Origin of the sequence: Flammeovirga agarivorans, from assembly GCF_012641475.1 — a bacterium.
Classification (GTDB): Bacteria; Bacteroidota; Bacteroidia; order Cytophagales; family Flammeovirgaceae; genus Flammeovirga; species Flammeovirga agarivorans.
This window is the reverse complement of record NZ_JABAIL010000015.1, coordinates 52,170-74,920: the sequence shown is the minus strand read 5'-3', so window position 1 is coordinate 74,920 and position 22,751 is coordinate 52,170. Positions and strand designations below refer to the sequence as shown.

The 22,751-nt window shown below is 34.4% G+C and carries 22 protein-coding genes; 8 read left to right on the top strand and 14 right to left on the bottom strand.

Annotated elements, in window-relative coordinates; all coding sequences use genetic code 11:
• From HGP29_RS26625 to miaB, 3 genes are all read right to left on the bottom strand, one after another.
• On the bottom strand, window positions 1-624 hold the full coding sequence (locus tag HGP29_RS26625; RefSeq protein ID WP_168885518.1) for an RloB family protein: 624 nt from the start codon (window positions 622-624) through the stop codon (window positions 1-3).
• Window positions 602-1,891 (bottom strand): AAA family ATPase, encoded by a 1,290-nt coding sequence (locus HGP29_RS26620; protein WP_168885517.1) that lies wholly within the window; start codon window positions 1,889-1,891, stop codon window positions 602-604. The genes HGP29_RS26625 and HGP29_RS26620 overlap by 23 nt, the downstream gene beginning before the upstream one ends.
• A gap of 197 nt (window positions 1,892-2,088) precedes the next feature.
• Complete coding sequence (gene miaB / locus HGP29_RS26615) at window positions 2,089-3,567, bottom strand: tRNA (N6-isopentenyl adenosine(37)-C2)-methylthiotransferase MiaB (protein ID WP_168885516.1); 1,479 nt, start codon at window positions 3,565-3,567, stop codon at window positions 2,089-2,091.
• Between the two features lie 468 nt (window positions 3,568-4,035).
• On the opposite strand from miaB, the gene HGP29_RS26610 reads away from it, so the two are divergent.
• The 3 genes from HGP29_RS26610 to HGP29_RS26600 all read left to right on the top strand — a co-directional run bounded on the left by HGP29_RS26610 (window position 4,036) and on the right by HGP29_RS26600 (window position 10,092).
• A complete protein-coding gene (locus HGP29_RS26610) occupies window positions 4,036-6,513 on the top strand; it encodes a DUF5916 domain-containing protein (protein ID WP_168885515.1) in 2,478 nt (825 codons plus the stop codon).
• Between the two features lie 551 nt (window positions 6,514-7,064).
• Window positions 7,065-8,615 carry an AAA family ATPase gene (locus HGP29_RS26605; RefSeq protein WP_168885514.1) on the top strand — a complete coding sequence of 517 codons (1,551 nt, stop codon included), beginning with the start codon at window positions 7,065-7,067 and terminating at the stop codon, window positions 8,613-8,615.
• Window positions 8,616-8,997: 382 nt separating this feature from the next.
• Window positions 8,998-10,092, top strand: a complete 1,095-nt coding sequence (locus HGP29_RS26600) for a VWA domain-containing protein (RefSeq protein ID WP_394354075.1) — start codon at window positions 8,998-9,000, stop codon at window positions 10,090-10,092.
• A gap of 5 nt (window positions 10,093-10,097) precedes the next feature.
• Here the strand turns inward: HGP29_RS26600 and rnpA are convergent, their stop codons facing one another.
• The 7 genes from rnpA to HGP29_RS26570 form a co-directional block, all read right to left on the bottom strand.
• The gene (gene rnpA / locus HGP29_RS26595) at window positions 10,098-10,526 is read right to left on the bottom strand and encodes a ribonuclease P protein component (RefSeq protein ID WP_168885512.1); all 429 of its coding nucleotides are present in this window, start codon (window positions 10,524-10,526) and stop codon (window positions 10,098-10,100) included.
• Between the two features lie 171 nt (window positions 10,527-10,697).
• The gene (locus HGP29_RS29030) at window positions 10,698-10,820 is read right to left on the bottom strand and encodes a hypothetical protein (RefSeq protein ID WP_257794019.1); all 123 of its coding nucleotides are present in this window, start codon (window positions 10,818-10,820) and stop codon (window positions 10,698-10,700) included.
• A gap of 49 nt (window positions 10,821-10,869) precedes the next feature.
• Window positions 10,870-11,028: a 50S ribosomal protein L34 gene (rpmH, locus tag HGP29_RS26590; RefSeq protein ID WP_062619986.1), complete on the bottom strand. Its 159-nt coding sequence runs from the start codon at window positions 11,026-11,028 to the stop codon at window positions 10,870-10,872.
• Between the two features lie 468 nt (window positions 11,029-11,496).
• A complete protein-coding gene (locus HGP29_RS26585) occupies window positions 11,497-12,108 on the bottom strand; it encodes a deoxynucleoside kinase (RefSeq protein ID WP_168885511.1) in 612 nt (203 codons plus the stop codon).
• 118 nt (window positions 12,109-12,226) lie between these two features.
• Entirely contained in the window at window positions 12,227-12,850 is a 624-nt protein-coding gene (locus HGP29_RS26580; RefSeq protein ID WP_168885510.1) for a deoxynucleoside kinase, read from the bottom strand.
• A 27-nt stretch (window positions 12,851-12,877) separates the two neighbouring features.
• Window positions 12,878-13,510, bottom strand: coding sequence for a deoxynucleoside kinase (locus HGP29_RS26575; RefSeq protein ID WP_168885509.1), 633 nt, complete (start codon window positions 13,508-13,510; stop codon window positions 12,878-12,880).
• Between the two features lie 168 nt (window positions 13,511-13,678).
• Window positions 13,679-13,957, bottom strand: a complete 279-nt coding sequence (locus HGP29_RS26570) for a hypothetical protein (RefSeq protein ID WP_168885508.1) — start codon at window positions 13,955-13,957, stop codon at window positions 13,679-13,681.
• 306 nt (window positions 13,958-14,263) lie between these two features.
• Between HGP29_RS26570 and lpdA the strand changes: the two genes are divergently transcribed.
• The 3 genes from lpdA (at window position 14,264) to HGP29_RS26555 (ending at window position 17,930) form a co-directional block, all read left to right on the top strand.
• Window positions 14,264-15,667, top strand: a complete 1,404-nt coding sequence (lpdA, locus tag HGP29_RS26565; protein ID WP_168885507.1) for a dihydrolipoyl dehydrogenase — start codon at window positions 14,264-14,266, stop codon at window positions 15,665-15,667.
• Between the two features lie 239 nt (window positions 15,668-15,906).
• Window positions 15,907-16,353 (top strand): hypothetical protein, encoded by a 447-nt coding sequence (locus HGP29_RS26560; protein ID WP_168885506.1) that lies wholly within the window; start codon window positions 15,907-15,909, stop codon window positions 16,351-16,353.
• A 101-nt stretch (window positions 16,354-16,454) separates the two neighbouring features.
• Window positions 16,455-17,930 carry a hypothetical protein gene (locus HGP29_RS26555; protein ID WP_168885505.1) on the top strand — a complete coding sequence of 492 codons (1,476 nt, stop codon included), beginning with the start codon at window positions 16,455-16,457 and terminating at the stop codon, window positions 17,928-17,930.
• Between the two features lie 73 nt (window positions 17,931-18,003).
• Here HGP29_RS26555 and HGP29_RS26550 read toward each other — a convergent pair whose 3' ends face one another.
• Together HGP29_RS26550 and HGP29_RS26545 are read right to left on the bottom strand one after the other, a co-directional pair.
• Entirely contained in the window at window positions 18,004-18,528 is a 525-nt protein-coding gene (locus tag HGP29_RS26550) for a DUF2480 family protein (RefSeq protein WP_168885504.1), read from the bottom strand.
• A 65-nt stretch (window positions 18,529-18,593) separates the two neighbouring features.
• Entirely contained in the window at window positions 18,594-19,457 is an 864-nt protein-coding gene (locus HGP29_RS26545; protein WP_168885503.1) for a hypothetical protein, read from the bottom strand.
• A 205-nt stretch (window positions 19,458-19,662) separates the two neighbouring features.
• Here HGP29_RS26545 and HGP29_RS26540 point away from each other — a divergent pair, with 205 nt between their 5' ends.
• The gene (locus HGP29_RS26540) at window positions 19,663-20,826 is read left to right on the top strand and encodes a murein hydrolase activator EnvC family protein (protein ID WP_168885502.1); all 1,164 of its coding nucleotides are present in this window, start codon (window positions 19,663-19,665) and stop codon (window positions 20,824-20,826) included.
• Between the two features lie 175 nt (window positions 20,827-21,001).
• Window positions 21,002-21,493, top strand: coding sequence for a hypothetical protein (locus tag HGP29_RS26535; protein ID WP_168885501.1), 492 nt, complete (start codon window positions 21,002-21,004; stop codon window positions 21,491-21,493).
• A gap of 67 nt (window positions 21,494-21,560) precedes the next feature.
• On the opposite strand, the gene gatC is transcribed toward HGP29_RS26535, so the two are convergent.
• On the bottom strand, window positions 21,561-21,848 hold the full coding sequence (gene gatC, locus HGP29_RS26530; RefSeq protein WP_168885500.1) for an Asp-tRNA(Asn)/Glu-tRNA(Gln) amidotransferase subunit GatC: 288 nt from the start codon (window positions 21,846-21,848) through the stop codon (window positions 21,561-21,563).
• An 83-nt stretch (window positions 21,849-21,931) separates the two neighbouring features.
• Window positions 21,932-22,669 carry a lysophospholipid acyltransferase family protein gene (locus HGP29_RS26525; RefSeq protein ID WP_168885499.1) on the bottom strand — a complete coding sequence of 246 codons (738 nt, stop codon included), beginning with the start codon at window positions 22,667-22,669 and terminating at the stop codon, window positions 21,932-21,934.
• Window positions 22,670-22,751: the final 82 nt, after the last annotated feature.

Here is a 22,751-nt window from a genome sequence, read left to right as displayed (position 1 = left end):
TTATAAATCCAAAAGATACTCTACCAATACATAGACATTCGTGTATGGTTCTCTTTCATGAAATTTAGTATTTGATTTTACACCAGAGATAAAATGCTCTTCTAACTTTTTTGCCCTTTCTATAGCCAAATCAGTCAGAGGTTTTAGCTCGTGGTAGTTTTTTGCATTTTTATGGTAACGGGATACATAATTTTGCTGGATGTATTTGATTAAATTTCCACATTTCAAATAGCGCTTATTGACATCCACCATTTCATAGTGCAGTAAAAACCATAACTCAAAACAGATATTAGAGATAATTACTTTGATGTCATTTTTCCCTGCTAAAATGATCACCTCTTCGATATGTTTGTGATAATCTCTATCAAAGACTAGCCAAATAGTTTCGTATGGGTTTCCTTTTGTTAAGGCTTTCTTTTTTTTGAATATCGCTTCTCTCACTAAACCTAATGGGCTATGACTTTTAGGTTGATATACTTCAATATCAACAGCAGATAAAGTTCTTCTTTTTGCTGCATCATGTTTTAAACCATTAAAATAATTGGGTTCTGTTTTAGCTCCCTCACAAAGAATCAATACTCTTTGGCGAAGGGAATTATTCTTATCTCTCCTTCTGTTCCTCATCGCCTTGTATGTTAAAGTCAAACTCTAAACCTAATTGATTAATTGCAGGTGTTCCTCCAAATTTACCAGTCAGATACCATTCCTCTAGTGGTACTTCTTTTTTCAAGTTAGGAATATCAGAAACCGATGACACTTCAGTCTCTCCATCTTCTGATCTCTCTGAAAGAAAAACTTGGTCGAAACGAAATAGATCATCATTTAATAAAGAAGCATCGTGAGTAGAAAATATCAATTGTGCTCTTTTAGGGTTCGTATTTGGGTTATGAAAAAGTTTAATTAGTGCTCTTGTAAGGTGAGGATGCATACTCTGATCAAGTTCATCAATAGCAAGTGTATCTCCCGCTTCTAATACTCTTAATATTAACCCTCCTAAAGCTACTAGTTTTCTAGTACCAATAGATTCCTCTTTCAACTCAAATAATACTGGTTTTTCAGTATCTTCAGAATAATGCAAAGTTTTGATTTGAAACCTTCTTCTTCCTTCAAAAAGCCCCATTAACTCCGAATCTTCCTGAACAACATCAATGCCTTTTATCCCTGTATCAGCATTATACACTAATTGACTTAAATTCTTCAGAAATCTTCCTGATTCATCATTAACAATGTGTTTTGCGATTCCTTGTAATAAAGCATCATCATATACTGATCGATAAAGGATATATGCTCTCAAATGACTCTTGAAAAACCTCCATGGAGCCATTAATTGACCTAAACCCAATTGAGCTCCCTTGGCTAACATTAACTGATGCGGTAGTACATGCCTTGCTATAGACTGTTTATCACCTTTAAGTTTCTTACCAAAGACTACAGGCAAATTTTCACTTCTTTCAAAAAGCTTAACTCTTCTGTTTTTGGGGTAAGAATACAAAGCTTCATGTGTTACACTTTCGGCGTCTCTAGACAATTCATATTCATACTGAACTCCATCAGAAGCTATAAATCGAATATAGAAATTTGTAGGAAGCTCTCTTGACATTCGGTCCAAACGGAAAGGAACATAAGCTTTAGCTCCTTCTCCTAACACACTATCATGTCCCTCTTGTACCATTACGCTAAGTGCTTCCAACGCTCGTAATAAGTTACTTTTTCCCGAAGCATTAGCACCAAAAACAACTGCAGAAGCCAAAGTCTCTGTTTGTGGATAATTGGAATGGGTTAACAATCTATTATCCTTGGAAATTTTTCTTACTCTTCCTGATGGAAGTAATGACAACACCTGTTCATTTTTAATAGACCTAAAATTGGTCACAGAAAATTCTATCAACATGGCTTTTTGAGATAAAAAGTAAATTAATAGTGAAGCACTGATTTTAAGGGAAGATACAAAATATTGAGATAGTAATTGATGATGTTGCTCTCCAAGTAATGGGTTATAAAGAATAAAAAAAGGGTCTTAGAAGACTTATTACCCTTCTAAAACCCCTAATATAAACATCACAAATCTTGTGATTTTTATTTCAAGTATTAAACTTCTACAAGTTCACCTAACAATGTACCACCTGTACAGTCATGTACTTTAACATGTGCATATGTACCGATTTGTGCATCTCCTTTAGGGAATACTACTACTTTATTTGCAGAGTTTCTACCTTGGAAGTGTTCTTGTGAACGTTTAGAATATCCTTCAATCAATACTTTTTGAGTTTGACCAACATTTAAAGCATTACGTTCTGCTGAATGTATACGTTGTAATGTTACAATTTCTTGTAAACGACGTTTTTTCACTTCTTCAGGAATATCATCTTCAAATTTCTTTTCTGCTAATGTTCCTGGTCTCTCTGAATAGAAGAACATATAACTGAAATCGAATTTCACATACTCCATCAATGACAAGGTATCTTTATGTTCCTCTTCTGTTTCTGTACAGAAACCAGCAATCATATCAGAAGAAACACCACACTCGTTTCCTAAAATTTCTCTAATCTTATCAATTCTATTAATGTACCATTCTCTATCATAAGTACGGTTCATAATATCAAGAACTCTAGAGTTTCCAGACTGTACTGGAAGGTGGATAAACTTACAGATGTTTTCGTACTTTTTCATAGTATATAACACCTCGTCTGTAATATCCTTAGGATGAGAAGTTGAAAAACGAATACGAAGTTCAGGAGAAACTTGTGCTACCATTTCTAACAAATTAGCAAAGTTCACCACTTCTTCTACTTCTTCCTCCTTCTCTTTTTTCTCTAATCGAGCTTTATTGTTTTCTTCACCAGACCACTTGTATGAATCTACATTTTGGCCTAATAAAGTAACTTCTTTATATCCTTGTTCGAATAATTCTTTTGCTTCTTGTACAATAGAATGAGGATCTCTAGAGCGCTCACGACCACGAGTAAATGGCACTACACAGAAAGAACACATGTTATCACAACCTCTCATAATAGAGATCATTGCTGTAATACCATTTGAATTCAATCTGATTGGAGCAATATCCGCATACGTTTCATCTCTAGATAAAAATACATTGACACCTTTATCTCCTTCATCAACATCACCGACAAGTTTAGGAAGATCTCTGTAAGCATCGGGTCCAGCCACGATATCTACCATTTTTTCTTCTTCCAGTAATTGAGTTTTTAGACGTTCAGCCATACAACCCAATACACCGATGATCATTCCAGGTTTTCTTTTCTTTATCTTATTAAATACAGTTAGACGCTTACGAACAGTTTGCTCTGCTTTCTCACGGATTGAACATGTATTTAAAAAAACTAGGTCTGCTTCTTCGACATCATTTGTTGTTCCGAAGTTATTTTCCTGCATTACTGAAGCTACAATTTCAGAGTCAGAAAAATTCATCTGACAACCGTAACTTTCAATGTATAACTTACGTTGTCCTTCAGCTGCAGTGTTGTCAGTTACCTTAACTTCACAAGTCACAGCTTTCTTATCAACTTCTTCACCAACAAAGTTGATATCCTTAATTAAATCGCTCATTACGTTAGGAATTTAAGACAGAAGGTTGAGGATTTTCAGTCCTCCTAATTCTGAGCTTAATGATTCAAAAATTAATTAATACACATCTAAGTGTTAATTCCGATCGCAAAAATAACATTTCAAAATACAATCAACAATTTTGTTTAGAATTCATTGACATTCACGTTATTATTCGAGTTGATTTTAAAAAAGGATATTTAAAAGTATTTACTGAAAATATATTTTTACCGTTTTAAAAATTGATAATAAATCATAAAAACAACCTGTATAATTAAGGTAAAATAAGTTTATTAGTTAATATTAATTAATCGCATTGATTAATTATTATGAATTGTACATTTTGTAGTGTGTAACTAAATAAATGAACTTTTAATTAAATATTCCACTACCATTTTGTCCCCTTTCAGAAGCTATATCATCTTTCTGTGTGCATTCCTTCCGAGTATATCTTTTGCACAATTACATCGCATGAACATACATGCATGGAACACACATGATGCTCCGAAAATTGATGGTATTCTAGACGATGAAGTCTGGAGTGATCCATTGAACATGACAAATCTGACGGCAAGTCTTAACGGCCATTACTTAAATAATGATGAGGCTGATAAGTATATCTATGAAGGATATTTTACTCAGAACTGGCCGAACAATAATCAACCTTCAAGACAAAAAACCAGATTACAGGTAGCCTATGATGATTATGCTATTTATGTAAGTGCTCAACTATACGATACTGCTCCTGATTCTGTAAGAACAAACCTAGGCGGTAGAGACTCTGGAAGTGGAGCGGCAGATTCATTTATTGTTTCTTTTGATACATACAACAAACAACAGGATTGTTTTGAATTCGAAGTAACTGCGGCTGGTGTACAAAGTGACAGAATGAGAGGTATGTCTGGCTGGGATGGCAACTGGAATGAAGTATGGCAATCTGCAGTTCAGAAGAATGAAGAAGGATGGGCTGTCGAAATGGCAATACCTTACAGAGCTTTAAGAATGCCTAACGCCAAAGAAATGGTATGGGGTGTCAACTTTGGTAGGGTAATTAAACGTTCTAACGAGACGGCTTTCTGGAATAATGTTGATGCAGAAAAACAAGGATATGTTAATCAGTTTGGGTCATTAAGAGGGTTATATGACATCAAACCTCCATTAAGACTTACATTATCACCTTATATCAGTAATGTGGCAGTAAGTAAACAAGGTTCTGATAAAATTGCGAATACATTCTCTGGTGGTGCCGATTTAAAACTAGGGTTAGGACAAAGCTTTACATTAGATGTTAGTTTAGTTCCCGATTTCTCTCAAGTTCAAGCAGATAATGAGGTACTCAACCTATCGGCTTATGAAGTTCAATACGGAGAATTTAGGGATTTCTTTAGACAAGGTACTTCAATCTTTAATAAGTGGGGACAATTTTATTCAAGAAGAATTGGTCAGAGTCATGTTGCTCCTTCTGATGATCACCTACAAGACAATGAAGAGTTTATCTTCAAACCTAATGACGCTCCTTTAATCAACTCTATAAAACTTACTGGTAGAACAGAAAAAGGACTCGGTGTTGGTATTCTTAATTCCATCACTAATGTTAGTTATGCAATTATTGAAGATACGCTAACAAATGAAACAAGAACTGTAGAAGCTGATCCTCTTACCAACTTCAATATCATTTCTGTTGATCAAAACTTACCTAATAATTCATCTATTGGTGTGATCAACACAAATGTTCGTAGAGGCCAAGGACATAAATCTTCTAATGTATCCTCTGGTCACTTCAACTTGTATGATAGAAATAACATGTTCCGCTTTAGAGGTTTTGGGGCTTTGAGTCAAGAATTCAATACTGAAGTAGGCAATAATGGTGAAGACGAGAGGTTAACAACTTTAGGACATCGCTTTGATTTAGGACATGGTAAAGTTTCAGGAAACTGGCACTACTGGGTATCTACAAATGTAGAATCGGATACTTACAACCCTAACGATTTAGGATATAATAGTTCTAATAACGCCATTCAAGTAAGAGCAAATACTTCATGGAATCAATATAAAGGAAAAGGAATTTACCAAAGATATTGGGTAAGGGTTGGATACAACGAGGATCATCTTTATGCACCTAAAGCATTTATGTATAGGAACCTATGGGGTGATGCAGACATGCTTTTCAATAACTTCTGGAGTGTAAGGTTAAATGCAGCTATTACGCCGCAAATGAGTTACGATTACTTCGGACCAAGAGAAGAAGGCTATCGCTTTGCTCAATATCCATCACATGATACAGGGGTTACACTTAACTCTGATGGTAGTAAAAGGTACTCTATCAGTATGAGAGCTAGCATATGGCAAAGACAACATTTCAATCAATTGGATGATTATTACCGTTATGGGCAAACATATAGGGTAAATGACAAATGGGATTTGAACCACCAAATTGCATGGAGCCAAAATAGAAATGAAAAAGGATATGTCACTACCGAAAAAGATGAAAGTGATAATGTCGAAGCAGTAATATATGGAGATAGAAATGTAAAGACCTTAGAAAATAATTTCTGGACGCAATATACTTTCAACAATAAGATGTTCTTAAAATTGAGATTAAGACATTATTGGAGACAAGTTGCTTATGATGAATTTTTCGATTTAGCTAAATCAGGAGAGTTATTAACTTCAGACTTTTCTGATGTCAATGAAGATGGAGAAAAAGAACATGATGCCAACTATAATACATTTAATATGGAAGTATCGTATAGTTGGGAATTCCTTCCTGGCAGTTTTGTTACTGCTATGTGGAGAAATGAACTAGGGTCAAATTCTTATAACTCACATTATAACTTTACAGAAAATGTAAATGAGATGTGGAAAGAAGCTCAAGTAAATACACTTTCTGTTCGATTAATGTATTTCTTGGATTATCAACAAGTAAAAAGAGGAATTAAGAACATGTAATTTTCTTGATTATCGAAATAGATAGATAAAAAATAAAGCAACCTTATTCAGCGGTAGAATAAAGGTTGCTTTTCTCATTTTTTGCCAGCTTAAATTAACAAGCTTCAAAATTGATAGTAATTCGGTACTTTCATACGAGAAGTACAGTAATCAGATTCTGTTTTTAACCAGTTCGGCTTTCGCCATTAAGATTAATTAGTGAAGTTAGTTTTTAATAAAACAATCATTCTGTTCTATTCTTTTACCCATATTTCACACTTTAGACAAGGCGTTTACAGATATGTAATCACTGTAATCAAAATTTTTTCAATTTATTTACTTCTACATAGTGTTAGAGTGTTTTTCTTTCATAAAATGCCGTTTTGATTATAAAATCATCAAAAATTCTTTCGTCAAAGAACATAAATCGCTTTTCAAGAAAAAAATATTCAATATTTTAGGGCACTAATTTACACTTATCGCTAACTTAAGAGGTTAGCATTTCATTATTTAGATCGGAATTATCGGTCTCATCACGAAGAGATTGATATTAAAATAGAATAAGCGAGACGATGAGCGAACTCTCAAACTTAGCCTACGACGTACGTAAGCGATCAAAGAAACTACTGGGTTTACTTGGAGAAGATCTTCATGAAAAAGAAGATGTTCTTTCATTAGCGATGTTAAGTGCCATTGCCGGCGAAAGTATTTTTATGCTAGGCCCTCCCGGTGTTGGTAAAAGTATGATTGCAAGACGATTGAAATATGCCTTCAAAGGCGGCGATTCATTTGAATATCTAATGAATAGATTTAGTACTCCAGATGAAATATTTGGCCCTATCTCTATATCAAAACTTAGTAAAGAAGATAAATACGAAAGATTAACAGACAATTACCTTCCGGGATCTTCTGTAGTCTTTCTTGATGAAATATGGAAAGCTGGACCTTCTATTCAGAATGCCCTTCTTACTGTACTAAATGAAAAAGTATTTAGAAATGGTGATCAAGAAATAGAAGTAAAAGTACATGCACTTTTATCTGCTTCTAACGAACTTCCTGCTAAAGGCGAAGGACTAGAAGCTATATGGGACCGTTTCCTAGTAAGAGTTTATGTGGATAGAATTATCGATGAACAAAAGTTTTTCGATATGATTACGTCTTCTAAACTTACTACGCCTGTTGTAGACGAATCATTGAAGTTCGATGAAACTGAAGTAGACGGTTGGAGCCCTATTATTGACACTGTAAAAGTACCACAAGAGATACTTAGTGTCATTTCGATTGTTAGAAAGTATATAGAACGTTACAACCAATCTTCTAAAGGAGAAAATGAAGAAAGCATTTATGTTTCTGACCGTAGATGGCATAAGATTGTTCGTTTATTAAGAACCTCTGCCTTTATGAATGGTCGAGACCGCATCGATCTATCAGATTGTTTCCTTATTTCCAATTGTATTTGGCATACTCCTGATCAAATTGATATGGTGAGACAATGGGTAACCAGAGCTGTTCAAAAATATGGTTGGAGTGCGAAGTATAGCATGGAAACTGTCCGTTCTCAGTTGGTATCTTTTGAGAAAGATGTTGATAGTATGACAAAAGAAGAAAAAGAGCTTCTTATTGAAACACCTACTATTATCGATGATGATTATTACATGATCGAAAACTTCATCGGAATCAATAACCGTATCTTAGCAGATGACTTTGAGATGATGGGCCGAGGTGCTTCTGATGTTATATTATACTCATCTACAGGCAGAACGGAAACCTTTACGATTGGTAAGATTTCAGATATTGAAATCGAAGTACGTATGGGACATGAATATCATAAATATCAATTAAGATCTTCTAAAGAACAGCGTTTAGGTAAAGTAGCAAGAAGCATCACCGACGATGTAAAAGTTCAACTTAACAAAGAAGCTGATCTACTATTAAAATATTTGGATAAGATTTCAACAGAAATCGAAGAAGTACGTCACAGTAGAGAAGAAGGTGTAGGTAAAAACATCTTCCTTTCAGAAAATTGGCGTTCATTGATCGATGAAAGTTTAAATGATCTGTGGAAACAAATTCTTAATTATAAACTTCAAACAGAAAAGTTAAAACGTAGTTATGGAGGATAAAACTTCTTTTGATGAAATCGAGAAGTTTAAAATGTTCTCTTCACTTGGAGAAACCGATGACCGCCAGGTTTTAGCTTCTTATTTAACGGAAATAGCCAGAGGACACCAGCCTGATATTAGAAACTCAGAATTTTCTGATATGGCTCTTGGCTATAAGTTTATTATTGATGATATCTTAGAAACACCTGGTTTAAAAGATTCCATTCATCGACATGCATCTTTGAGAGATCATGTGGTAAAGGAGTTGATTACGCATATTGAAAATATTGCAGAAACAACTTCAGAACCCCCACAAATTGATCGTCAGAGGAAACGCCTTAGTTTACCATTCGGAATGCGTTCTGGTAACGCCAACGGTGATAAAGGTCGATCTACTAAAGGAATGATGTCGAAGCTGATTGAGAGTGTTCGTAAAATGCTTGGAGGTAAAACCCAACAAAAGCAAGACGACCTCAAAAAGAAGCTTAGTGATAATGCCACAAAGTTCGACAAAAGTCAACACCTGATCAGCCAATTGATGGACCATCTTGGGCTAGGGTTTGAAAAGGCTAAAGGGAAATGGCAAAGTACTGGTTTTGATGTACTCACTCGGTACGAACGTCTACTCGAAGATGAGGAGATGCTAAAAGAGTTAGTAGAATTACTAGGTAGATATGCCAGTGCAGAACTTGAAGAGGAAAAGGAACAACTGGAAGAAATATCAATTCAACCTTTTAGAAGGACTTTCACTCATGGCAAAGAGTCTTTGATTGGTGTACATGAAAGTGATGATCTATCACAAATATTACCAACAGAAGCTGCCTTATTAGGAAATGAAGACACTGAGTTGATCTTTTACAAAAAGTTTGTTGAGCATAAACTGCAAACTTTCGAGCTAAAAGCTGAAGAACGTCCTCCAGTAAAAGAAGAAGGAAAGAAAAGTCAGAAAGTAAGTACTAAGGAAGACGTTGCTGGGCCGGTAATTCTTTGTATTGACACCAGTGCATCCATGTTAGGAAAGCCAGAGCAAATTGCCAAAACGCTATGCTTTGCAATTATGAAAATGGCTTTGGAAAATAAACGAGAATGTATTCTTTTTTCTTTTGGTGCGACTGAGGATGAAATTGAGAAGATTGACCTAAGCAACTTAAGGGAAGGCTTAGAACCTCTAATACATTTCCTTTCTATGTCATTTAGTGCAGGTACCAATGCAGGACCCGCGTTACATGCAGCTATCGATCAGATGCAACAACCAAACTATAAAATGGCAGATTTGATATTGATTACAGATGGGAAAATTCCAGAGTTATCTACTGATATCTTGCACAAATTGAGAAAAGCACAATCAAAAGACAGTAGATTTTATGCTGTTACTTTTGGTGCTGAGAATGCTCCAGAGTTGAAGCCTTTTGACTTGGTTTGGAAGTATCGAGCCAGTAAAAAAGAGAGTTTAGCTGAGTTTGCTAGAAAAATCAAAAAACTAAAAAGGAAGAAATAGAATAATTATTCAACTTCTTCTTTTTCGATATATTGATCTACTAATCTATAAAGAGATGCCTTCATTTTTCTTTCAAGGAAATTGTAAGGCTCTTTCTTTTTAGAGACATAAACAAACGAAATTGCCTCAATGCTTTTTTGAGGATTTTCTATGTTTAAGATATTCTTATTTAAGCGATACGCTTCCTTCAATTGACGTTTAACCCTGTTTCTATCAGAGGCATTCTTGAAGGTTCTCTTTGATACTGAGAATAAAACTTGAGGGGGTATTGGAGCTGTAGTAAGATCATCCGACAAAGTGTAATATACTTTGTATGGAAAACAAAAAACAGATTGCCCTTTCTTGAACATCTGCTCTATTCTACTCTTACTCTTAAGGTGCTCACACTTTGGGAAAGTGGACCTTGTATATGTCGGCAAATTATTCTGCTCCATAAGAAACTACTTTGCACTTTTTTGAAAGGTCTTTAAATAAAAAGTGAAGGTTCGTCGTACTTGCTGCCGCCGAACCTTCAGCTCTTTAACCTTTTCGCGGGCTTCCGTAGAGCACCATAAAGATGCTCTACAGAGACGCAAGATAAAAAGCTGCTAGACTATGTCAGTCAATTAAGCGTTAGCGGCAGCTTTTTGTTTTTTTGCAACAAGGCGTTCAGCTTTTTGAACTTGACCTTTGTTGTAATTCAATTTCTCTTGATTTTTCAAGATTTTTTTTGCGATACGAGTTTTCATCACATTAATTTTTTAGTGTTCTGAAACACACTCTATTTTAGAGTGCTAACTACGCCTTGTGTTTTCTTGAGTCAGAAACTGTAAGGCTCTTTCTTCCTTTTTTTCTTCTCGCTGCAAGAACGTTACGTCCGTTTGCTGTTAGCATACGTTGACGGAAACCATGCTTGTTTCTTCTCTTGCGGTTCGAAGGTTGAAATGTTCTTTTCATCGTACTATGTAAGATTAGAATTTTTCGGCTTGCAAAAGTAAGCATACTTCTGCAAAATGACAAACCAAATATGACTGACAATCAATTAAAATCCTATTATTATGATTGAATTTCAATGACATTAACAGAAACAACTTATAAAAAGTGCCTTTAATTGACTGATAACGGCCTATTTACCTAAGAATCCATAGTTTAAACATTAGTCAGAAAAAAATATCAATTAATTCTTAACAGATATTTTCCATTGATTATTTAAGCTAAGAAAACCCAGTTTTGCTTGTCGGCTGACAAAGGTAAGTAATTAGTTTTGAAATATTCTTATTACTAGGTAATTATTATTTCTTTATTCACTGAAAAATTGATCTTATTAACAGCTATAAATCAACAAGTTACCAAGAAATAAAAAAGTCATATAGTTTATATACTGTTGTACATACTATATGACTTAAAATTGAGCTCAGTTGTGTATTATACTACAGAAAGTAAGTCATCCACTTCTGATACAATTTTATAAAAATCTTCTGATCGCTCTACAAAATCAACATCTTCCATTTTTAAACGGAGCAAAGGTCCTTCGTAGTTATCGATCCATTCATTATACAATACGTTCAGTCCCTTCAAATAATCTTCTGGGATAGTTTGTTCATACGAACGTCCTCGCTTCTGAATTTGAGAGATTAATCGTTCATAATCTGTATCAAGGTAAATCAATAGGTCAGGCTTTGGCAATTGAGACGACATACTGACAAAAAGCTTCCAGTAAGATTCAAAGTCTCTTTCATCCATAATACCTGAAGTATGAAGGTTACGGGCAAAGATATGAGCATTTTCATCAAATGAACGGTCTTGAACAACCGCCTTGTTGCTAGTACGAAGATCAAGCATTTGCTGAAAGCTGTTATCTAGAAAACGAATCTGAGTATGAAAAGCCCATCTTTTCATATCGTTATAGAAATCCTCTAAATATGGATTATCGGCAGTACTTTCAAACTCCGCTTTCCAACCAAAGTGTTCTGATAACATTTTTGTAAGCGTAGTTTTCCCTGAACCAATATTCCCTGCTATGGCAATGTATTGCATTATATCTTGAAGTCTAAACTTGTGATGTAGGTTAATAAATAATCGATAAGAAGTCACAAAAAACGTGTGTCATTTTAGATAACACACGCTTTTAAAATAGTATTCCTCTTGTTCAGATTTATACACGAGCTTTTTGTGCGTGCAATTCAGCATCAATGCTTCCAATAATTTGTTGAAGGTCTGCCGAGTTCTCTACGAAATCTTTATCCTCCATATCGATAATTAATAATTTACCGCTATCATAATTGGAAATCCACTCTTCGTAATACTCATTTAAACCTGTAAGATAAGCTCTAGAAATACTTTGTTCGTATTCACGGCCACGTTTACGAATATGATCCAATAATTGTGGTACGCTTGTTCTTAAGTAAATCAATAAGTCTGGAGCCGGAGCTGTTTCTGTAACAGAATCGAATACAGACTTAAAGCATTCTGCATCTCTATCCGTAAGATGACCATCCGCATTCAATTGACGAGAGAAGATGTGTGCATCTTCATATAAAGATCTGTCTTGAATGATAGGCTGTTCTGTTCTTGAAACTTCCATTACCTGACGGTAACGACTGTTTAAGAAATATATCTGTAAAGGGAATGCCCATTTAGACATGTCCTCATAAAAATCTTCTAAGTAAGGGTTGTCGTCTGCACTTTCATAGCGCGGTTCCCAACCAAAGTGCTCAGCAAGTTTACCCGTTAGCGTTGTTTTTCCACTACCAATATTGCCTGCGATTGCGATATACATGTTTTTTGTTTTTTTGTTAGTAATGAATTAAGCAAAAGAACCTTGAGGTACTTTACGGATACGCATCGCAGATTCAATAGCTGAAGCAATACGTTCGAAGTCTTGAGAGTTTCCTACGAAATCTACGTCATTAACATCAACAACAACTAAACCTCCCTTATCGTAATTGTCTACCCACTCTTCGTATAAATCATTTAGATTTTGTAGGTATTCAACTGGGATTGTCTTTTCGTAATCTCTACCTCTTTTTTCGATATTCTGAAGTAATTTCGAAACATCGGCTCTTAAATAGATTAAAAGATGTGGAGGTGTTGCTTTAGCCTCATAAAGTTTAGATAGAGCAGTGTAGTTTTCAAAATCTCTTTGATTCATCACACCTGATCGGCGAAGGTTTTCTGTAAATACATAAGTACCCTCGTATAAGCTTCTATCTTGGATAATTGGGTTTTCTACAGTAGCTTCTTTTACCTGTTCAAATCTATGGTTTAAGAAGTATGTTTGTAAATGGAAAGCCCATGCTTCCATATCTTGGTAAAAATCCTCTAAGTATGGGTTGTTTACTGTGCTTTCATACAACGCTCTCCATCCGAATCGTTCTGACAGAAGACGCGTTAAAGTGGTCTTACCACACCCAATGTTCCCGGCTATTGCTATATACATGAAATTAAAATATCTGAAGTAAGAAGTATTTTTGTATGGCTATTGCCTATAATTTAATAGTTGCTGCAAATATATAGTATTTCGAGTTGCTAAACATCTGTATTTGAAGAAAGACTGTTAATAAGCGAGCAAACAACTATTAATAATTGATTACCAATTATTTACTTGTTATTTAAACAGATAATACATAAGACCAAACATTGCTGCTACAATAAATGCTCTTATAATCATAGGCTTATGTTCTGTTTTTCTTTGCCTTGATCTTGTAAAGTCAATTCTGTCTTCAATGTTCTCTATATTCTTCTCTTTCTCTTCGTCCGATTGAGAGTATTTCTCATGAAGAGCTTTTATTCTAGCATCACGTTCTTCTTTTTCTGCATCATAATAACGAGTGGTAAAATCGAAGGTACGGTGTTGAAGTAATTTAAAAAACGGTGATCTTTTCATAGCAATCTCTTTATTTAAGTAAACAGGTTTCTAAAACGGAAGTTTCTCCTCAATACCAATTAATTAAAGATAATTCATCTATTCAATGTTATACTGATATTAATTCGTAATAAAGATTAAAGTAAATACTTTGCTGATTTCTCGCTTATTATTAATAATTTTTTCTATACAAAGGTACGATATATTAAAGGTAATTGATGCATCGTTTTTATTTTGTTTACGAACGTGTATTTTTGCATGGGAATTTTTATCAATTCCCTAAAGAAAACGAAAAACGAAAAGTTATATATTAACAACATTTGAATTATGTCAGCAACGAAATTTGATTTAATTGTTATCGGTAGTGGTCCTGGTGGATACGTGGCAGCTATCCGAGCTTCTCAACTAGGTATGAAAGTAGCCGTAGTAGAGAAAGCCGAAGTGGGTGGTATCTGCTTAAACTGGGGATGTATTCCTACGAAAGCACTTTTAAAAAGTGGTCAGGTATTCCAATACATCAACCATGCTAAAGACTTCGGTATTAATGTAGGTGAAGCAGAAGCTGATTTCCCTGCAATGGTACAAAGAAGCCGTGGTGTTGCTGCTGGTATGAGTAAAGGTGTTGAGTTCTTGATCAAAAAGAACAAAATCGAGAAATTACTAGGTTTCGGTAAATTAGTAGGCCCTAAACAAGTTGAAGTAACTGATGCTGAAGGTAAAGCTACTGTTTACGATGCAGATAATATTATCTTAGCTACAGGTGGTAGAGCAAAAGAACTTCCACATATTAAGATTGATGGTGAAAAAATCATTGGTTACCGTCAAGCAATGACATTACCAAAACAACCTAAGAAAATGGTTGTAATGGGTTCTGGTGCTATCGGTGTTGAGTTTGCTTACTTCTATAACTCAATCGGTACTGAAGTTACTGTTGTTGAATACTTACCACGTATCGTACCTAACGAAGATGCTGACGTTTCTAAAGAATTAGAGCGTAACTTCAAGAAACAAGGTATTAACGTAATGACTAATGCTGCTGTACAAACTGTTGATACATCAGGCAAAGGTTGTGTAGTTACTGTAAAAGACAACAAAAAAGATAAAGAAACTACTATCGAGTGTGATGTAGTTCTTTCTGCAGTTGGTGTTGAAACTAACTTGGAAGGTATCGGTCTTGAAGAAGTAGGTGTTGCTCACGACAGAGGTAAAGTATTAGTAAACGATTACTATACTACTAACATCCCTACTGTTCACGCTATCGGTGACATCGTTAAAGGTCCTGCTCTTGCACACGTTGCTTCTCACGAAGGTATCATCTGTGTTGAGAAACTTGCTGGTTTAACTCCTGAGCCAATGAACTATGGTAACATCCCAGGATGTACATACACTGTTCCTGAAGTAGCTTCAGTAGGTATGACAGAAGAAATGGCAAAAGAAGCTGGTTATGAAGTGAAAGTGGGTAAATTCCCATTCTCTGCATCTGGTAAAGCTTCTGCTGCAGGTCATAAAGAAGGTTTTGTTAAAGTAATCTTTGATGCTAAGTATGGCGAATGGTTAGGTTGTCACATGATTGGTTCTAACGTTACTGAAATGATTGCTGAGGCAGTTGTTGGACGTAAATTAGAAGTTACAGGTCATGAGATCATCACTGCTGTTCACCCTCACCCAACTTTATCTGAAGCGGTGATGGAAGCAGCTGCGTTAGCTTACGACGAGTGTATCCACTTGTAATCATCCAAGATTCTATAATATTATAGATACATGCCACTATACTTTTTATGTGTAGTGGCTTTTTTATTGTAACTTCGTACTACTTAAAGCAACTTATAATCAATCTATTACCTCTTCAAACATCCCTGCTTATAGAGTACATTTTACTACTTTACATTTCACACAATCAGTATATTATATTTCTAACAAAATAGTAAAAGTAAAGTCTATTTTGTTTACTATATCTCATTTTCAAACTTATGAAGACAATCTGCTGTCTACTCGCCCTTATAATTATACAAGGGTTGACTAATGCTTATGGACAAGATAAACATGCACATCCAAACCATGAGCAATACGAATCTTATTGGAGTTCATTAAAAGAACATAATCACGAATACACTCAACAACTTAAGCATCATGAGCGTTTAGAGCTTACGAAAATTCGACAATTGGTACAACAAAGTGTGCATCAAGAGATGGAAGAGGTAAAACAATTGAGTGGCAACTTATTTCTTAATTTCGTAGTCATTGAAGAACATTTACACGAAGAGTTTACAGCTTTAGGCTTAAGTTATAAGCGATATGAAGAGCTTCATCCTAAAACAAGATTACCTAAAGATGTTTGGGTTGATTATCATACTCAGAAGATTATCAAGCACAAATTATCTAAAATTGATGCAGAGTTAAGTCAAATACATGACTGAAATCATAGAAATAACTGATAATAAAGAGATCATTCATCTTTTTTATACAACTACATCAATTTACCTTTGTGATTCTTGAAAGAACTCACTTATCCTTAAAAATGAATCGATTTTTATTATCTACATTTTTCATAACATTATTTACTGTTTCCTCTTTCGCTCAATTGGCTGATTCTACCCAATCAGTGGCAGAAATGCCAAAAGTGGAAAAAACAAGTTATCAAAAATCTGTCGATGTCTTTAAAAGAGGTTTACGTCTTGATTTAAACGAGAGTAAAACTTCTTATTTAAAAACTATAATTGGTATCCAAAGTTGGTGGAGAATGGGAGAAACTAACCCAGGAACTATCAATAAGTTATCTGAGGAGCCAATCTCTAATTTTAGTGACTTTTCTATGCGTAGAATTCGTACGATGTTCTATGCAAATATTGAAAACAAATACCTTCTGTTTGCTCACTTTGGTGCAACTAGTGATGGTACATATTCGAATATCTATAACAACGTTTATGTCCATGACTTTCAAGGTCAAATGAAAGTCGCTGAAAAAAATTATATAGGTGCCGGTATTCACTTCTGGCAAGGTCTTGCTCGTTTATCAAGAGTAGGATCAAACAACTATCTCATCTTGGACAACCCTGGTTTTAACTACCCTGAAGTAAATAGAACAGATGCTATTGTACGTCAGATGGGTGTTTTCGGTAGAGGTATTGTATTTAAAAAGTTAGGTTGGCAAATGTCAATTAACAAGCCTATTATAAGTGATGATGCGGGAAGTCCAACTGTTGGAGGAAAGCCTATGTCTGTCAATGAGATGATTGATTTTGCCGAAGCAGACCACAGTGGAGCCACAGTTGGAAGTACATACTTGCTAAAGCAGACCAATTACAATTACAATGGTTATTACTTCTGGCAATTCTGGGATGTAGAATCTCAATCAGTATCAGGAGCTTCACAGATGAATTACTTTGGTCAGAAAAGAGTTTTCAATATTGGTGCAGGTTTCCAATACCAACCTGGAGGAACAGGTACTTATAGAAAAAATGAATTTGATGAATGGTACATTGAAGAAAATGACATCACAAAACTTGCTCTAGATGTTTTCTTAAGTACACCTGTTGGACATAATGGAGGTGGTTTTACAGGCTATGCTGTGTATTACAACTATCAATATGGTGATAATTACCTAAGAACATCCAATGTATTAGGTGGTTTTGCTGACGTTGATCCAAGCGTAGATCCAGAGGACATTTCTCCACAAGGTGTGGGGTTTGCTCAATATTCACATGGTACTGGACATATTTTCCATACCGAATTGGCTTATACATTACCTAAAACAATTTATAATTCTGAAAAGAAAATTCAGCCATTTGTTGCCTTCTCTTATAAAAACTTAGAAGGTTTAGATGAAGCTTCATTCCAAAGTGACTATGGAGTAAACTGGGCAATCATTGGTCAGAATGTAAAATTATCTGCTCAATATTCACTACGTCCTGTATATATGATCAATAATGATGGACATAATGTAGTGGATCACCATGCTGGGTTATTCGTTACTCAACTTCAATTAAGAATCTAATATTTAATTCAAATATTTAGTTTTATCGTTTTCTTAAAAAAGAAGCCCAACTATTACAGTCAGGCTTCTTTTTTTATTGCATTCTTTTTGGTTGTCTTGGCTTCTTGTAGATCGGAACTGTACTACAAGGCTCACCAAACATGATTGTTTTCGCGATAGGTCGAAGTTTTTCGGTAATATCAACGTATGCAGTCATTGGTACTGCCTCTTTACTACAACCTTTAATCACTACTGGTTTATCTCTATATTCTTCTCCATCTAATTTCTCAATTGCCTTTTCAAAGATCTTCTCTTCTAAACGATTAAGATCTCCAAATACAATTGTTTTCGCATATTTTTCAAACCTAGTAGTTAAAAGCATATAGGCCCAGGTAGGAACAATAGCATCTGCAGAGCAAATAATTCCCACATGTTTACCTCTATATTGTTTCCAATCATGCTCTTTTACAAAAGCTCTAAAATCTTTCTCTCTAAGTACCAACTCTTGAAATAATTGGTCTTTTATATCGAAAATCACTCTCTCTCCTTCTGGTCTGATTTCTTCTAAATCCAAAGAAACCAAGGCACTTTGAGCAACTCTATTTACAATTTCATCCATGATTATTTATCCATTTATAGTATTGAATAAACTATTTTCCTACCACAAAGTTACAGGAATTTTCATTATAAAACCTTCATGTAAAAATCACAAGCCAAGCCCTCAGTACCAAATTTAGATTTATATCTACTGAGTGATTCATTTAGCCATGTACCATCTTCTTCACAAGAATGTCCGAAATCTATGTAGTGGTAAACATAATTTGATATCAAATGCATTAAAAGAGCATCTACAATTCTTACTTCCTTCCCTTTTGAATTTGAAGTAGGGTATTGAATTCGAAGTACTTGTTCGGTTTCAAAAAATAAGATTCCTCCTATAAGTTCATTTTCATAAAAACCTCCTAAAACTTTAATTTGTTCTGGAAATTTATTCATTAAGAGCTGAATTTCTTTTAATGAATGGGCTGGTTTTAAATCATACCTTTCTAATAGATTTTCCTCTACAATTTTCCAAAACGAGGTCATCTCATCAACTCTCTTAATCTGTATTTTCTGGTTAAATTTTCTTTGATTCTGATACCTTGAGCGATGTATATTATCCTGTCTACCTCGGGTAAAGTATTGGCTATAATCTCGTCTAGTTAGTTCCCATCCATTTTTAAAAAGAGCATAACTTTCTTCCTCTCCTCTTTCTAACTTATATATTGAAGGCATAACCTTATAATGGATTTCGGTAATTCCATTTCTTTTATAAAACTGTTCTATTAGCGTTAACCAATCTAGAATTTTTTGAATAAAAGTATGCTTAGGGTATAACATTCCTCCAAAAGTTAAGCCTTTGTGTGATGTTACTACACCATGATCGACAGAGGCAGGAAATAAAGCACAGATTTGCCCTTTTTGATTTCTTATGACCAAAGAGAAGTCCTCAAACCTATCTTTATGGTAATCCATGTATTCTCTTTTGAAAAAAATATGCTTTTGCATACACTTCTCAAGAAAGTGATTCCACTCTTGTTGATCTTCTTCCAGATACCGAGATATTAAAAATTGTTGTTTCAATTAAATTTCTCCTTCAAAAAATAATAATAAGCTACGAACTGTTTAACTTCGCTCATATCGCTTATCAAAAGTACGGATTCATTTTTGTATCTTATAGAGAAGGTACATAAACTTGGTTAATCAAATCAGCATGCTGAGATACGTATTACTACTTTTTATTTTTATTATTCATCATTTTGCTTTTGCTCAAGAAGATATAAAACAGGCAAAAGAACGTATTGCTAAAATGTCAGCCATCTTAAAAAACACGACAGAACAGAAAGAGGCTTCCATGACAGAACTTAGCGATATTGAAGCACATATCGAAGGCTTAAAGCATCTACTTGAACAAATCAATAAACGTATTGTCAATGCCCAAAAAGAAGGCATTCTGGCGGCACATAGTGTAGATTCACTAAGTGAAAAACTCATGTTTTTAAAAGAAGAATATGCTGAACTTGTATATGCATCTTATAAAACAGGAGGAGACTTTGAACAATTGGCTTACATCTTAGCGAGTGATAACTTCAGCCAGTTTGTAAGAAGAGCAAACTACATAGAACATTACAAGGATATTCGAAAAAAACAGATCCTTGAAATTGAAAGAACTCAGGAGTTACTAAATAGTAAACAAATTGAAGTTCAAGAGAGAGTGAAAGAGGAAGCAAATTCCTTAGAAGAAGAAAAGTTACAATTAGCTGAACTTAAAAAACTTGAAGAGAAACAAGGTGAAATGATCGCTAGTCTTAAAGACAAAGAGGAAGAAATAAAGAAGCAATTAGAATTAGAAAGAAAAGGGTTATCTGAATTACAAAAGCAAATGATTGCTATGACTTCCAAAGTATCTTCAAAGCCTGAAACTCCTATCACTAAAAAAGAAGAAACTGTCGAGGTAGAAGCCGTTTTTACGGAACAAGAAGGGAAATTAAGTTGGCCGGTTGATGAAGGTGTTGTTACCAACAAATTTGGATTACGCCCTCACCCTATCTTAACGGGTGTAACAATAGAAAACCATGGCATAGATATAAGAGTAAAAGAAAATGCAAAAGTAAAAAGTGTCTTTTCGGGTGTCGTAACAGCAGTTACAAAAGTGCCTAACTTACAAAATGTTGTCATGATCAGACATGGAGATTTTTTTACGGTTTATTCTAAGCTTTCTAGTGTAAATGTAAAGGTAGGTGACCACCTTCCAGCAAAAAAGGTATTAGGTAAAGCTGGCAAAAATATGGATGGAGCCTATGAAGTGCAGTTTCAAATTTGGAACAAAAAAGGCCAAAAGCTAGATCCCGAGAAGTGGTTAGTCGCTCATCAATAAAAATATCTTGTTCATTTATAGTAAATAATCTATATCTTAATAGTAATCATCTCCATTAAGTTAATGGAACTATTACTTTTGTTGTAATAATCCTGTCATTAGCTTTTGTTAAGACGCTGTTTTAAACTCTCAATGGTCAATCCCGTTCAAAATGAGAATAACAAATAAAAAAATTATGAGAAAAATTTTCGGAACTATTATCGCTCTGTTTGCTTCTATTAGCTTATTCGCTCAATCACCAGCACTTTCTACTTCAGTTCAAGGTCAAAATATGGACTTTGAAACCATAAAGACATTAATTAAGGCAGAGAAAAGAGGAGTTCTGAAAGAAAATATGAATTTATCAGAGTCTGAAGCAGAACACTTCTGGCCAGTTTATGATAGATACGAATTTGAACAAAGTAAATTACTAAACGATCAATATGCTCTACTAAAAGAATATGCAGAGAGCTTCGAGACTTTAGATGAAAAAAGAACTGATGAATTAATGGCATTAGCTTTTAAACACAACAAAGCTGAAGTAACATTAAATCAAAAATATTATAAGCAGATGAAGAAAGTAGTTTCTACTCAAACAGCTGCAAGGTTTGTTCAGATCATGAGTCAATTAAATACAGTAATTGATTTAAGCATGACACAAGAACTACCACTTATCAATAACCTATAAGAAGTTTATTGCATAAAAAAGGGTTCGAATTTTTACTAATTCGAACCCTTTTTTATTGATATCTATCTTAGTCCAATACTTTTGGAACTCTAAAGAAATCCTCATCTCTTTTCGGAGCATTCTTTAATCCATCCTCATGAGATAAAGTTCTTGCTGCTTCATCATTTCTAAAGACGCTTTGTTCGTCAGTCATATGTGTTAAAGGCTCTACCCCTTCAGTATCAACTTCTTCTAGCTTGGCTACCCAATCCACAATTTCATTCATGCTTTTACGCATCTTCTCCTCACTACTTTCATCTAGTTCTAAACGAGATAGGTGAGCCATTTTTTCAATTGTTTCTTTATCTATAATCATAATATATTGAGATCTAATTTTGAAACATTACACAAATTAAATCATTTCATTGAAAAATATTTAAAATTAACACTCAAAAATTATTAATTATATTTTTCAGGGTAGTATTTTATTAATTCTCTTTCAATGATCTCTTTCGTTTTTTGCCTTAATTGAGGTATATCTTCTATTGTCAATCCTTCAGTAGAAATTGGTTCATGTTGTACTAGTCGTAAAGGTGTCCAACATAAATAAGGTCTTAATGCTGGCCATATTTTCCAATTGCTCACGATCGTTACCGGTACTATTGGCTTTTGTGCTCTTATAGCAATAATATATGCACCATCTTTAAAACCTTTTAAATTCGGAGGAGTTCTGTTTTGGGTACCTTCAGGAAATATGCCTAAACTGTACCCATTATTTAATTTATTGATCGATTTACGAAACATCTCTTCTGTCTTCTCAGGGTTACCTCTATCAACACAGATATGTAAGTTTCTAAACATCCATCCAAAAATGGGTGCTTTTGCTAAACTTCTCTTTCCTAAGAAAACTACAAATTGATCAATAATTAATTGAGTAGCGGGAATATCTAAAAATGAAGTATGATTGGCCACAAAAACATATTGTTCTTTCTTCGACAACCTGACTTTCTTTTCCTTTTTAATAGGAATAAGAATCATGATGTACGTAAAGTAAGCCCATATTTTATTAAGAAAATAGGTAAATGGCATCAGTTTGGGGAACCAAATCACTAATGCAAAAAGTGGGTATAAGATGATGAGTCCTAAAACAAACATACTCACTCCCCATATTAAATACAGTTTCAGAAAGAATTTCATTGAAATGGTATTTACACTCTATTATAGTTTGTTAGTCCTAAATAATAATTCAATTATAAAAAAAAATAATGAATGACCTTTC

Coding starts and splice junctions, on each gene's coding strand:
- HGP29_RS26625 (WP_168885518.1), bottom strand. CDS start 624: ATGAGGAACAGAAGGAGAGATAAGAATAATTCCCTTCGCCAAAGAGTA.
- HGP29_RS26620 (WP_168885517.1), bottom strand. CDS start 1,891: ATGTTGATAGAATTTTCTGTGACCAATTTTAGGTCTATTAAAAATGAA.
- miaB (WP_168885516.1), bottom strand. CDS start 3,567: ATGAGCGATTTAATTAAGGATATCAACTTTGTTGGTGAAGAAGTTGAT.
- HGP29_RS26610 (WP_168885515.1), top strand. CDS start 4,036: ATGAACATACATGCATGGAACACACATGATGCTCCGAAAATTGATGGT.
- HGP29_RS26605 (WP_168885514.1), top strand. CDS start 7,065: ATGAGCGAACTCTCAAACTTAGCCTACGACGTACGTAAGCGATCAAAG.
- HGP29_RS26600 (WP_394354075.1), top strand. CDS start 8,998: ATGATGTCGAAGCTGATTGAGAGTGTTCGTAAAATGCTTGGAGGTAAA.
- rnpA (WP_168885512.1), bottom strand. CDS start 10,526: ATGGAGCAGAATAATTTGCCGACATATACAAGGTCCACTTTCCCAAAG.
- HGP29_RS29030 (WP_257794019.1), bottom strand. CDS start 10,820: ATGAAAACTCGTATCGCAAAAAAAATCTTGAAAAATCAAGAGAAATTG.
- rpmH (WP_062619986.1), bottom strand. CDS start 11,028: ATGAAAAGAACATTTCAACCTTCGAACCGCAAGAGAAGAAACAAGCAT.
- HGP29_RS26585 (WP_168885511.1), bottom strand. CDS start 12,108: ATGCAATACATTGCCATAGCAGGGAATATTGGTTCAGGGAAAACTACG.
- HGP29_RS26580 (WP_168885510.1), bottom strand. CDS start 12,850: ATGTATATCGCAATCGCAGGCAATATTGGTAGTGGAAAAACAACGCTA.
- HGP29_RS26575 (WP_168885509.1), bottom strand. CDS start 13,510: ATGTATATAGCAATAGCCGGGAACATTGGGTGTGGTAAGACCACTTTA.
- HGP29_RS26570 (WP_168885508.1), bottom strand. CDS start 13,957: ATGAAAAGATCACCGTTTTTTAAATTACTTCAACACCGTACCTTCGAT.
- lpdA (WP_168885507.1), top strand. CDS start 14,264: ATGTCAGCAACGAAATTTGATTTAATTGTTATCGGTAGTGGTCCTGGT.
- HGP29_RS26560 (WP_168885506.1), top strand. CDS start 15,907: ATGAAGACAATCTGCTGTCTACTCGCCCTTATAATTATACAAGGGTTG.
- HGP29_RS26555 (WP_168885505.1), top strand. CDS start 16,455: ATGAATCGATTTTTATTATCTACATTTTTCATAACATTATTTACTGTT.
- HGP29_RS26550 (WP_168885504.1), bottom strand. CDS start 18,528: ATGGATGAAATTGTAAATAGAGTTGCTCAAAGTGCCTTGGTTTCTTTG.
- HGP29_RS26545 (WP_168885503.1), bottom strand. CDS start 19,457: ATGCAAAAGCATATTTTTTTCAAAAGAGAATACATGGATTACCATAAA.
- HGP29_RS26540 (WP_168885502.1), top strand. CDS start 19,663: ATGCTGAGATACGTATTACTACTTTTTATTTTTATTATTCATCATTTT.
- HGP29_RS26535 (WP_168885501.1), top strand. CDS start 21,002: ATGAGAAAAATTTTCGGAACTATTATCGCTCTGTTTGCTTCTATTAGC.
- gatC (WP_168885500.1), bottom strand. CDS start 21,848: ATGATTATAGATAAAGAAACAATTGAAAAAATGGCTCACCTATCTCGT.
- HGP29_RS26525 (WP_168885499.1), bottom strand. CDS start 22,669: ATGAAATTCTTTCTGAAACTGTATTTAATATGGGGAGTGAGTATGTTT.